Below are 11,699 nucleotides of genomic sequence, written 5' to 3' on the forward strand. Positions count from 1 at the left end.
TCTCAAGGAACGGTCGCTTCCTTTGTACTCACCCTCTCGGGCTTTCCTCCGGGCGCTTCCCTTCGGTCTTGCGTTTCCGACTCTATCAGATCTTTCCGATCCGATTTCCTCGGTGCTTTCCAGGTTCCCGCTTCCGCGTTTCCCTTTCCGGCGGTTCCGACTTTATCAGAAGTTTTGGGCCGAACTGACCGGCCGCTCATTTCCGATTCGACGGGAGAGGCTTCAATGAAATCAGAGTTTCAAGAAGCAGGTAGATGTTCACTGTGGCTGGTCCAGGGCTAGAGCCCATCTCCAGGCAACTGTTCGAATCTACCTCCCCTCACTCGCCGTGTCAACGGCTCCTGTGGGGCGAAGAGGAGACTAGCAGCTGAACAGAGGTGGTCGCACATCCGGCGGTGGGCGGGACGATCAGGCTGCCGTGGGGACGGTCGCGCTGCGTTCCGCTGCCTCGACGTCACCTGTCTCTCCAGCACGGGCGGCACGGCCGCCCAGGACGTAGACGTAGGCCAGGAAGGCCACTTCGGCGACGATCCCGATGGTGATGCGGGCCCAGGTGGGCAGGCCGGACGGGGTGACGAAGCCTTCGATGGCGCCGGAGACGAAGAGGACGAGGGCCAGACCGATGGCCATGCCTATGGCGGCTCGGCCTTCTTCCGCGAGCGCCGTCCGCCGCGTCCTGGGGCCGGGGTCGATGAGGGTCCAGCCCAGGCGCAGGCCGGTGCCGGCCGCGACGAAGACCGCGGTCAGTTCGAGGAGCCCGTGCGGGAGGACCAGGCCCAGGAACGTGTCGAGACGGCCGGCCGAGGACATCAGGCCTACGCCGATGCCGAGGTTGAGCATGTTCTGGAACAGGATCCACAGGACCGGGAGTCCCAGGAAGACGCCGAGGATGAGGCACAGGGCGGCGGCCCAGGCGTTGTTCGTCCAGACCTGGGCGGCGAAGCTCGCCGCCGGGTGGCTGGAGTAGTACGTCTCGTACTGGCCGCCAGGGCGGGTCAGCTCGCGGAGTTCGCTGGGGGCCGCGATGGAGGCCTGCACTTCGGGGTGGGTACCGATCCACCAGCCCAGGAGGGCCGCGACAGCCGTGGACAAGAGGGCCGTGGGCACCCACCAGTGGCGCGTTGTGTAGACGGCGGCCGGGAAACCGTGGGCCAGGAAGCGTGTGACGTCGCGCCAGGAGGCGCGTCGGGTGCCTGTCACGGCACTACGCGCGCGTGCCACGAGCTGGCTGAGCCGACCGGTCAGCTGGGGGTCGGGGGCGCTGGACTGGATCAGGGAGAGGTGCGTCGCCGTGCGTTGGTAGAGAGTGACGAGTTCGTCGGCTTCCGTGCCGTTGAGGCGGCGCTGGCGGCGGAGCAAAGCTTCGAGGCGGTCCCACTCCGCTCGGTGGGCGGAGACGAAGACGTCGAGGTCCATCGGGGTGCCTGCTCCTCGGCTGGTCGTCGGAGGCTCGTCGTGGATCAGCTTGTCGTACTACGGTGCGATGCGCCCTCAGCTTGGCAGACTGGCCCTGTCGGGGGCAGGGCAGGGGAAGGACGGCAGGCGTGAGTGAGCTGGTGACAGGCGAGGCTGTGGCGTTGGAGCTGCGCCCCGCGAGGCTGCCCAGCAGGGCGCTGGCCGTACTGCTCGATCTCGTGGCGGCCATGGCGCTCTACGTCGCGGTGACCATCGCGCTGGTCGTTTCCACGGCCTCGCTCGACGAAGCGGCGCAGACGGCGCTGTCGATCGCCACGTTCGTCCTCGTGCTGGTGGGCGGGCCGATCGCGGTGGAGACGCTCAGTCACGGGCGGTCGCTCGGGAAGATGGCGTGCGGGCTGCGCGTGGTGCGGGACGACGGGGGCCCGATCCGGTTCCGGCATGCGCTGGTGAGGGGCTTGATCGGCGTGATCGAGATCCTCATGACCTTTGGGATCGTCGCCTGCATCTCCTCGTTCGTGTCGGCGCGCGGGAGGCGGCTGGGGGATGTGTTCGCGGGGACGCTCGTCGTGCGGGAGCGGATTCCGGTCACGCGGACCGGCTTCGTGCCGCCCCCGCCGCCCTGGCTGGCGGGGCGGTTCTCGGAGCTCGATCTGTCCGCGGTGCCCGACGGGCTGTGGCTCGCCGTCCGGCAGTACCTGACGCGCATGCAGCAGCTGGACCCGCAGGTGGGCTGGTCGATGGCGGAGCGGCTGGCGTCGGATCTCGCCGAGCGGACGGGCGCTCCGGTGCCCCAGGACGTGCCGCCGGCTGCCTATCTGGCCGCGGTCGTGCAGGAACGGCAGGCGCGGGAGGCACGGCGGGCCTTCGGAAACGACGCGGCCCAGCCGACCGCATCGGCGTCTGCGTCTGCGTCTGCGTCTGCATCAGCATCCTCTGCGGCTCCGGCGGCTGACGGCTCTGCGGGTACGGGCCGGACACCAACAGCCGGCAACACCCCGACCGCGGGCTCGGCACCGGCTGCCGCTGCGCGGCCGGTGGGGGCGTCCGAGGTGGTGTCCGAGCCGTCCGGCGGGGAGCGGCGGCCGACCGAGTCACCGGGTGTCTCGGCCGGCGAGAGGCCCGGCACCGGGTTCGTCCCGCCGGCGTAGTGGAGTGCGGCGGCCTCCGGCCGGGCTGCGTGTCTGCTCAGGTGAACGCCGACGGCGGTGACTCCAGGTCTTCGAGCTCGATGCCGGGGGCCGCGAGCACCACGTCCCCGGCGATGTGCACGGTGTGCTGCTCGCCCGTGTCCAACGCTGTGACCTGGTATTCGTCCACGGTCAGGGGGCCGTTGTCAGTGGCGTGTGCTTCGCTCTTCACCAAGGCCCAGGACTGGTCCACGGTGCGGGGTGCGAGGACCGGGTCCGTGAAGGCGACGAGGCGTACGCGGGTGGCGGTCGCGGAGGGGGTGAGGCGCAGGAGGCGGGCGGTGGCGACGAGAAATGCCGGGGACGTGCCGGTGAAGGCGTGGGCGCGCACATTGCCTTCGGTGGCCTCGGTCCCGGTGGGGTCGGTGCGGACCCAGGTCACGCCGTCGAGGGCGGCTCCGCGGACCTGCCAGGCGGCGGCGTGGAGTTCCAGACGGAGGGGGCGGCCCAGTTCGTCGAGGGTGAGGTCGACGGAGCCGTGGTGATCGCCGGCGGGGGTGGTCAGCTGGGAGACGTAGCGCCAGCCGGAGGGGCCGGGGGCGCACTGGAAGTGCTCTTCCGCGAGGGGGGTGTGATCGTGCGGATCGTGGAGCGAATATCGGCCGCGGGGCATGGGGGTCCTGGGTCTTGACGGGCTGGGCCGGTCGCCGGTCCGTCAAACGGGGCAGGCCCCCGGCACGGGGGTGCGGGGGCCTGCCTCGGAGATCTGAACCGGCTGCCGGCTGGCCGGCAGCGGTGCTGCTCGGCTCAGTAGCGGTAGTGGTCCGGCTTGAACGGGCCCTCGACCTTCACGCCGATGTACTCGGCCTGCTCGGGGCGCAGCGTCGTGAGCTTCACGCCGAGCGCGTCGAGGTGGAGGCGGGCGACCTTCTCGTCGAGGTGCTTGGGGAGCACGTAGACGCCGGTCGGGTACTCGTCGGGCTTGGTGAACAGCTCGATCTGGGCCAGGGTCTGGTCCGCGAAGGAGTTGGACATCACGAACGACGGGTGGCCGGTGGCGTTGCCCAGGTTCAGCAGGCGGCCCTCGGACAGGACGATGATCACCTTGCCGTCGGGGAAGGTCCAGGTGTGGACCTGCGGCTTGACCTCGTCCTTGACGATGCCGGGGATCTTGGCGAGGCCGGCCATGTCGATCTCGTTGTCGAAGTGGCCGATGTTGCCGACGATCGCCTGGTGCTTCATCTTGGCCATGTCCGAGGCCATGATGATGTCCTTGTTGCCGGTCGTGGTGATGAAGATGTCGGCCTTGTCGACGACGTCCTCGAGGGTCGCGACCTGGTAGCCGTCCATCGCGGCCTGGAGGGCGCAGATGGGGTCGATCTCGGTGACGATCACGCGGGCGCCCTGTCCGCGCAGGGACTCCGCGCAGCCCTTGCCCACGTCGCCGTAGCCGAAGACGACCGCGGTCTTGCCGCCGATGAGGACGTCGGTGGCGCGGTTGATGCCGTCGATGAGGGAGTGGCGGCAGCCGTACTTGTTGTCGAACTTCGACTTGGTGACGGCGTCGTTGACGTTGATCGCCGGGAACAGGAGGGTGCCGTCGCGCTGCATCTCGTACAGGCGGTGGACGCCGGTCGTGGTCTCCTCGGTGACACCGCGGATCTCGGAGGCCAGCTGGGTCCACTTCTGCGAGCCGTCCGTGATGGTGCGGTTCAGCAGTTCGAGGATGACGCGGTGCTCGTCGGACTCGGCGGTGTCGGGCGAGGGGACCTTGCCGTCCTTCTCGTACTCGACGCCCTTGTGGACGAGGAGGGTGGCGTCGCCGCCGTCGTCCAGGATCATGTTGGGGCCGCCGGTGGGGCTGTCCGGCCAGGTCAGCGCCTGCTCGGTGCACCACCAGTACTCCTCCAGGGTCTCGCCCTTCCAGGCGAAGACCGGGACGCCCTGGGGGTTGTCCACGGTGCCGTTCGGGCCGACGGCGATGGCGGCGGCCGCGTGGTCCTGGGTGGAGAAGATGTTGCAGGAGGCCCAGCGGACCTGCGCGCCGAGGGCGACCAGGGTCTCGATGAGCACGGCGGTCTGGACGGTCATGTGCAGGGAGCCGGTGACGCGGGCGCCGGCCAGGGGCTGTGCCTCGGCGTACTCCTTGCGGATCGCCATCAGGCCCGGCATCTCGTGCTCGGCGAGGGTGATCTCCTTGCGGCCGAATGCGGCCAGGGAGAGGTCGGCGACCTTGAAGTCCTGTCGGTTCTCGACAGTCGTCATTGCGAGCTGCTCCTCGGAGTTGGGGCGAGGTGGGTACGGCTGGTCTGCGCGGCGGCGGACACAGGAGTGCCCGAAAGAGGACACAGGCATGCCCGCGTACGCGCAGCGCAGTCCGTCGGAGGCCCTCTCTCCCTCGGCCGGTCCGCATCGGACCGCCCGACCGCCATCAGCAGCGACGTCTGGCTCCGTCCCAAGCTACACCGGGGGCGGGGGCGAACCCCAGCCCGCCCGTGAATCCCCAGGGCGATCACCGGCGGGTCCGGGGACGGCGACGGGGCCCGCCGGTCGGTCCGGCGGGCCCCGTGGGCGCGGGCGGGAGAGGTCAGTGGGCCGCGGGCGCCGGGCCTCCGGGGGAGGCCTCGGGGTCGGGGCCCTTGGCCGCCTCGGCCTCGCTGTAGATGTCCGGTTCGAGGTAGATCACGCGGGCGATCGGGACGGCGTCTCGGATGCGGGACTCGGCGGCGTCGATGGCGGAGGCGATCTCGGTCGCCGTGTCGTCGTGCTGGACGGCGATCTTGGCGGCGACGAGGAGTTCGTCGGGGCCGAGGTGGAGCGTGCGCATGTGGATGATGCGGGTGACCGTGTCGCCGTCGACGAGAGCGGCCTCGATCTTCTGGGTCTCCTCGGTGCCGGCGGACTCGCCGAGCAGCAGCGACTTGGTCTCGGCGGCGAGGACCAGGGCGATCAGGATGAGCAGGATGCCGATGCAGAGGGTGCCGATGCCGTCCCAGACCGCGTCGCCGGTGAGCAGGGCGAGGCCGACGCCGCCGAGGGCGAGGATCAGGCCGACGAGGGCGCCGAGGTCCTCCAGGAGGACGACCGGGAGCTCAGGGGCCTTGGCGTGGCGGACGAACTCCTTCCAGGAGCGCTTGCCGCGCAGGACGTTGGACTCCTTGATGGCCGTGCGGAAGGAGAACGTCTCGGCGATGATCGCGAAGACCAGGACGCCGACGGGCCAGTACCAGTGGGTCAGCTCGTGCGGGTGCTTGATCTTCTCGTAGCCCTCGTACAGGGCGAACATGCCGCCGACCGAGAAGAGGACGATGGAGACGAGGAAGGCGTAGATGTAGCGCTCGCGGCCGTAGCCGAAGGGGTGTTGCGGGGTGGCCTCGCGCTTGGCCTTCTTTCCGCCGACCAGGAGCAGGGCCTGGTTGCCGGAGTCGGCGAGTGAGTGGACGGACTCGGCGAGCATCGATGACGAGCCGCTGAAGAGGAACGCCACGAACTTCGCTACCGCGATGGCGAGGTTGGCGGCCAATGCCGCCACGATCGCCTTGGTTCCACCTGACGCGCTCATAGGTTCGCGTTGTCCCTTCGTACGCCGTTCCAGGGCCCGGGCGCCCGCCTTGGTGCGCGCCCGTGGCTTTGCCCGTGCTTGACGGTGGGCCATTGTTGCAGCCCGCCGAGACAGCGGTGAGTCAGGTCACCAGCACGTGGCCGCCGAAACGGTCAGGCGATGACGGTGGCCCGGAAAAGCGTTCCCGTTCCGGACACTTCGGCCCTTTCGCCGGCCGGGACGAAGACGGACGCCCCGGGAGTCAGGTCGTGTTCGCCGACGCGGACCGTGCCGGCGGTGCAGAGCAGGATCTGCGGGGTGGGGCGGGTGAGGTCGTGGGCGGTGCCGGCTTCGGCCAGGACGTAGCGGGACAGGCGGAACTCGTCGATGGGGGTCTCGTAGACCTCCTCGCCGTCCGGGGAGGCCTCGGGGCGCAGGACGCCGGGGTCGCTGGGGCGGAAGCGGACGATGCGCAGGAGTTCGGGGACGTCGACGTGCTTGGGGGTCAGGCCGCAGCGCAGGACGTTGTCGGAATTGGCCATGATCTCCACGCCGAGGCCGTTCAGGTAGGCGTGCGGGATGCCGGCGCCGAGGTAGAGGGCCTCGCCGGGCTGGAGCCGGACGTGGTTCAGCAGCATCGCGGCGATGACGCCGGGGTCGCCCGGGTAGTGGTGGGCGATGTCGGCGTAGGGGGCGTAGGCGCCGCCGAGGCGGTCGCAGGCGGCGGCCGCTTCCGCGACGGTGCGGGACATCTCGTCGGGGTCGGCGGTGAGGATCGCCGTGAGGACCTCGCGCAGGGCGGCGTCCTCGGGGTGGGCGTGCAGCAGGTCGACGTAGGGCTTGAGGGAGTCGACTCCGAGGTCGTCGAGGAGGGCCGCGGCCTCCAGCGGGGCGCGGAAGCCGCACAGGCCGTCGAACTCGGTGAGGGCGCAGATCAGTTCGGGCTTGTGGTTGGCGTCCTTGTAGTTGCGGTGCGGGGCGTCCGCGGGGATGCCGCGGCGTTCCTCGTCCGCGTAGCCCTCCTTCGCCTGGGCGAGGTCGGGGTGGACCTGGAGGGAGAGCGGGGCGCCGGCGGCGAGGAGCTTGAGGAGGAAGGGCAGCCGGGGGCCGAACTTGGCGACGGCGGCGGGGCCGAGTTCCTTCTCGGGGTCGGTGCCGACGACCTCGACGAGTGTGCCCCGGTCGGTGCGCGAGGGCGCGCCGGGGTGGGCGCCCATCCACATCTCCGCCTGCGGTTCGCCGGTCGGTTCGACGCCGAGCAGCTGCGGTATGGCGGTCGGGGAACCCCAGGCGTAGGGGCGGATGGTGTTGTCGAGGCGGTCCATGGGGTTCTCTCTGGGGGTGCGGGGTGCGGGCGCTTCAGGGTGTCCCGGGCAAGATCAGGCCCTCGAAGCGAGCGCCAGGTAAACCGCGGCGAAATCCGTGATGGCGATCAGTTCCGCGAGGGTCTCCAGCTCGCCGCCGGCCTCCGGTTCCAGCTCGCTGATCGGTGTGTCGTGGCTGAGGGCGAGGTCGCGGGCGCCGGGGGCGGCGGTGAGGCCGCCGATGGGGCGGTCGCGGAGCAGGACCACGCGCGCGTGCAGGGCGGGTGGTTCCTCGACGCGGTCGCGGAAGAAGTCGTCGGGGTCGGCGCTGGCGGCCAGCGGTCCGGCGAGCAGGGCGCCGTGGGCGGCGAGCGCCTCGGGGAGTTCGGCGACGACCGCGGGGGTTCCGGACAGTTCGGCGAGGGCGGCGGCGAAGCGGCGGCCGGCCGGGCCGGCCGAGATGCCCTCGGTCCAGACGATCGGGAGCGCGTCGGCCAGTTCGGCGGCGAGGGTCTTGGCGGCGTTGCTGTACGTGGCGATGGCCGGGCCGCAGCGTTCGGCGACGCGGTCGAGGCGGTCGGCGACCTTGCCGAGGGCGTCCGGCGGGGCGGCGAGCACGCCGGTGCGGTCCAGGAGTGCGAGCAGCGGGGTGAGCAGGGCCCACAGAACGCCGGGGGCGGACGCGGCGAGGGGCTCGTCCTGGTCGTACGGGGCGGTGGCCATGGGGACGAACAGGCCGTGCACGCCGGCGACGGCATCGGCGAGCGGGGTGCGGGCGGGGGCCACGGCGGCGACGGTGCAGCCCCGGCGGTAGGCCTGCTCGGCGAGGAGGGACAGGCCGGGTTCGGTGCCGTCCGGGGTGGTGATCAGCAGGAGGTCCACGGAGCCGACCCAGCCGGGCAGTTCCCAGCGCAGGGCGCCGGCGGCGGGAGCGACGCCGGTGGGGGCGAGGCGGGTGACCGGACTGCCGGCGCCGGCGAGGGTGCCGATGAGGTCGGCGGCGTGGGTGGCAGCGGCACCCGGGCCGGCGATGAGGACCGCGCGGGGGCGGCCGTCCGGCTTGAGGTCGCCCACGCCCGCCTCGGCGGCGTGGCGGGCGGCGGTGCGGACGCGGGCGCCGGCTTCTGCGGCGCCGCGGAGCAGTCCGCGGTGGTCGGCCTCGGCGAGGCCCTCCGGGGAGTCGAGCAGCGATTCGTCGAGCATGGGCGGCAGCTTCCCATCGCCGGGGTCCGTTGTCGGGGTGTCCTGATCGTGCCCGCTGTGCCGGGGGCTATGTGCACCGCGGTGTCGCGGGTGCGTGCGCCCGCGCCGGTCACGCGGGGCGGCGGGCCTCGTCGACGAGGAGGACGGGGATGCCGTCGCGGACGGGGTAGGCCAGGCCGCAGCTGCCGTCGGTGCAGATCAGTTCGGCTTCCTGCTCCTTGAGGGGGGCGTGGCAGGCCGGGCAGGCGAGGATGTCGAGGAGGCCGGATTCGAGGGGCATGAGGGGTTCCTCCGAGGTGCGAGCGCGTGAGGTCGTGCCTGGTCAGGTTACCGCCGGTGGGGGTGGCGCCTCAGCTCCTGATGATCCCCAGCACCTCGTCGCGCACCCGGGCCATCGTCCCGGCGTCCCTCGCCTCCGCGTTCAGGCGCAGCAGCGGTTCCGTGTTGGACGGGCGGACGTTGAACCACCAGTCGGCGGCGGAGACCGTGAGGCCGTCGAGCTCGTCGAGGGTGACGCCCTCGCGGGTGCCGTACGCGGAGCGGATAGCGGCGAGGCTGGCCTGCTGGTCGGCGACGGTGGAGTTGATCTCGCCGGAGCCGGCGTAGCGGTCGTACTGGGCCACGAGGGCGGAGAGGGTGCCGTCCTGGCCGCCGAGGGCCGCCAGGACGTGAAGGGCGGCCAGCATGCCCGTGTCGGCGTTCCAGAAGTCGCGGAAGTAGTAGTGCGCGGAGTGCTCGCCGCCGAAGATCGCGCCGGTGCGGGCCATCTCGGCCTTGATGAAGGAGTGGCCGACGCGGGTGCGGACGGGGCTGCCGCCGTTCTCCTCGACGACCTCGGGGACCGACCAGGACGTGATCAGGTTGTGGATGACGGTGCCCTTGCCGCCGTGCCGGGCCAGTTCGCGGGAGGCGACGAGGGCGGTGATCGCCGACGGGGAGACCGGTTCGCCGCGCTCGTCGACGACGAAGCAGCGGTCGGCGTCGCCGTCGAAGGCGAGGCCCAGGTCGGCGCCCTCCTCGCGGACCCGCTTCTGCAGGTCGACGAGGTTGGCCGGGTCGAGGGGGTTGGCCTCGTGGTTGGGGAAGGTGCCGTCGAGCTCGAAGTACATCGGGACCAGTGTCAGGGGCAGGCCGGCGAAGACCTCGGGGACGGTGTGCCCGCCCATGCCGTTGCCCGCGTCGACGACGACCTTCAGGGGGCGGATGGAGGTCAGGTCGACCAGGGAGCGCAGATGGGCCGCGTAGTCCGACAACGTGTCGCGGCCGGTGATCGTGCCCGCCTTCGCGGCCGGCTCCGGGGCGCCCGACTCGCTCCAGGCCTCCACCAGTTCGCGGATCTCCGTCAGGCCGGTGTCCTGGCCGACCGGGGCGGCGCCCGAGCGGCACATCTTGATGCCGTTGTACTGGGCCGGGTTGTGGGAGGCGGTGAACATGGCGCCGGGCAGGTTCAGCGCGCCCGAGGCGTAGTACAGCTGGTCCGTCGAGCAGAGGCCGATCTCGGTCACGTCGGCGCCCAGTGCGGCCGCCCCGCGCGCGAAGGCACGCGACAGGCCCGGTGAGGAGGGCCGCATGTCGTGCCCGGTCGTGATGGCGCTCGCGCCGGTGACCCGCACGAAGGCGGCTCCGAAGAGCTCGGCCAGGGACTCGTCCCACTGGTCGGGGACGACTCCGCGTACGTCGTACGCCTTCACGACCTGCGACAGATCAGCAGCCACGGCCAACCTTCCTGAAAAAGTACTGTCGGTCCGCCCAAACTACCCTCGCCCACCGACAGCGCGCCGGGCGGTCGTCGAGAGGACTCCCAGCCGTAACTTCAGGTCAGGGCGGCATCCCGCCCGGGACCGGTGAGGTTCTGCGAGGAGATCATCTTGCCGAGGACGCCGGCGGAAGTGTCCGAGCCGGTACGGCGACGCCGAACCAGGGTGGGTCAGTTGTCGGGCGACCGCAGAACCCGCAGGTGGCCGCGTCGCGCGACTTCCCTCGGGTCGGCCCCGCGGCCTCCGCCGCCGGCCTCGGCCGCCCGCTCCTGGGGACGGGCGGCCTCGCGCACGGCGTTCGCAAGCGCTTCCAGGTCGTCGCCGCTGGGGCGGGCCGGGGCCGAGCCGTCGAGGAGCCGGACGACCTCCCAGCCGCGCGGGGCGGTGAGGCGCTCGGAGTGCTCGGCGCACAGGTCGTAGCAGTGGGGTTCGGCGTAGGTGGCGAGCGGGCCGAGGACCGCGGTCGAGTCGGCGTAGACGTACGTCAGCGTCGCGACGGCGGGACGGCCGCAGGCGGTGCGCGAACAGCGACGTACAGGGCTCACGACGTTGGACGGTACCGCACTCTTGAGCGGGCCGCGACGACTCTCCACCAGGTCACCCCACCGTGTCGTGCTGTGAAACGCCCCACACACCCCTTCGGGCACACCGCGCTGACCTGCCGGGACATCGCTGTCCGGAGTGCCGGACGGTGCCGCAAGCGGTCAATAGTCATCACAAAACCCTCAATTGCCATGAGGTCGCCGGTCTCGGCGGGATACGGATTTGAGCCCAACCTTGGCTTGAATGGTCATGTAACGACATGCCGTGCGGCGCGGCCGGAAGCCGCCCGTGCCGCCGTGCGGTGCCGGGCGCGGGGGCGCGGCGGGGACTACCCTTCACCAGTGATGGACAAGCCCGTACCGCCCCGTGCCGCCGCCCCCGGGCCCCGCCGTCGTGATCGACACGGACGGGGCATGCGCGGCCCCATCGCACCGCCGCAGGTGCCGCTGGCCGCGAGCCGCGCGGAGGCGTTCGCCGATCTGGTGCAGGACTCCGTGGAGCGCCTGGAGCGCCGGTGGCCGCAGCTCGCCGACATCGACTTCCTCGTCCTGGAGGTGCCACGGCTCGACGGGCCGGGCCAGGCCTGGAACGACGAGGCGGTTCCGCTCGGCGGCACGATCAGCGCCCGCGAGGGCCGCCCCGCGCGCGTGGTCGTCTACCGGCGGCCGGTCGAGATCCGCACCAAGGGGCGCGACGAGCGGGCGGCGCTGGTGCACGAGGTCGTCGTCGAGCAGGTCGCCGAACTCCTCGGGCTGACGCCGGAGACGGTCGATCCGCGTTACGGCGAGGACCAGGGCTGAGCCGC

11 protein-coding genes are annotated in these 11,699 nt (G+C 71.5%); 2 read left to right on the forward strand and 9 right to left on the reverse strand.

The window, feature by feature from the left end:
* Positions 1 to 408: 408 nt before the first annotated feature.
* A complete protein-coding gene (locus tag OO68_RS28130; protein ID WP_033311975.1) occupies positions 409 to 1,416 on the reverse strand; it encodes a stage II sporulation protein M in 1,008 nt (335 codons plus the stop codon).
* Between the two features lie 128 nt (positions 1,417 to 1,544).
* On the opposite strand from OO68_RS28130, the gene OO68_RS28135 reads away from it, so the two are divergent.
* Complete coding sequence (locus OO68_RS28135) at positions 1,545 to 2,567, forward strand: RDD family protein (RefSeq protein ID WP_033311976.1); 1,023 nt, start codon at positions 1,545 to 1,547, stop codon at positions 2,565 to 2,567.
* 37 nt (positions 2,568 to 2,604) lie between these two features.
* Here the strand turns inward: OO68_RS28135 and OO68_RS28140 are convergent, their stop codons facing one another.
* From OO68_RS28140 to OO68_RS28170, 8 genes are all read right to left on the reverse strand, one after another.
* Positions 2,605 to 3,219: a hypothetical protein gene (locus OO68_RS28140; RefSeq protein ID WP_033311977.1), complete on the reverse strand. Its 615-nt coding sequence runs from the start codon at positions 3,217 to 3,219 to the stop codon at positions 2,605 to 2,607.
* Between the two features lie 134 nt (positions 3,220 to 3,353).
* The gene (gene ahcY, locus OO68_RS28145) at positions 3,354 to 4,811 is read right to left on the reverse strand and encodes an adenosylhomocysteinase (RefSeq protein ID WP_033311978.1); all 1,458 of its coding nucleotides are present in this window, start codon (positions 4,809 to 4,811) and stop codon (positions 3,354 to 3,356) included.
* Between the two features lie 322 nt (positions 4,812 to 5,133).
* Complete coding sequence (locus tag OO68_RS28150; RefSeq protein WP_033311979.1) at positions 5,134 to 6,108, reverse strand: cation diffusion facilitator family transporter; 975 nt, start codon at positions 6,106 to 6,108, stop codon at positions 5,134 to 5,136.
* Positions 6,109 to 6,260: 152 nt separating this feature from the next.
* Positions 6,261 to 7,412, reverse strand: a complete 1,152-nt coding sequence (gene manA, locus OO68_RS28155; RefSeq protein WP_033311980.1) for a mannose-6-phosphate isomerase, class I — start codon at positions 7,410 to 7,412, stop codon at positions 6,261 to 6,263.
* Between the two features lie 54 nt (positions 7,413 to 7,466).
* The gene (locus tag OO68_RS28160; RefSeq protein ID WP_033311981.1) at positions 7,467 to 8,594 is read right to left on the reverse strand and encodes an SIS domain-containing protein; all 1,128 of its coding nucleotides are present in this window, start codon (positions 8,592 to 8,594) and stop codon (positions 7,467 to 7,469) included.
* Between the two features lie 109 nt (positions 8,595 to 8,703).
* Positions 8,704 to 8,874: a Trm112 family protein gene (locus OO68_RS44440; RefSeq protein ID WP_078625493.1), complete on the reverse strand. Its 171-nt coding sequence runs from the start codon at positions 8,872 to 8,874 to the stop codon at positions 8,704 to 8,706.
* Between the two features lie 70 nt (positions 8,875 to 8,944).
* Complete coding sequence (locus OO68_RS28165; RefSeq protein ID WP_033311982.1) at positions 8,945 to 10,309, reverse strand: phosphomannomutase/phosphoglucomutase; 1,365 nt, start codon at positions 10,307 to 10,309, stop codon at positions 8,945 to 8,947.
* Positions 10,310 to 10,521: 212 nt separating this feature from the next.
* Complete coding sequence (locus OO68_RS28170) at positions 10,522 to 10,944, reverse strand: DUF3499 domain-containing protein (protein WP_031110158.1); 423 nt, start codon at positions 10,942 to 10,944, stop codon at positions 10,522 to 10,524.
* Positions 10,945 to 11,238: 294 nt separating this feature from the next.
* On the opposite strand from OO68_RS28170, the gene OO68_RS28175 reads away from it, so the two are divergent.
* Positions 11,239 to 11,694: a metallopeptidase family protein gene (locus OO68_RS28175; protein WP_106974439.1), complete on the forward strand. Its 456-nt coding sequence runs from the start codon at positions 11,239 to 11,241 to the stop codon at positions 11,692 to 11,694.
* The last annotated feature ends 5 nt before the right edge of the window (positions 11,695 to 11,699 follow it).

This window comes from Streptomyces iakyrus (assembly GCF_000717055.1).
GTDB classification, from domain to species: Bacteria; Actinomycetota; Actinomycetes; order Streptomycetales; family Streptomycetaceae; genus Streptomyces; species Streptomyces iakyrus.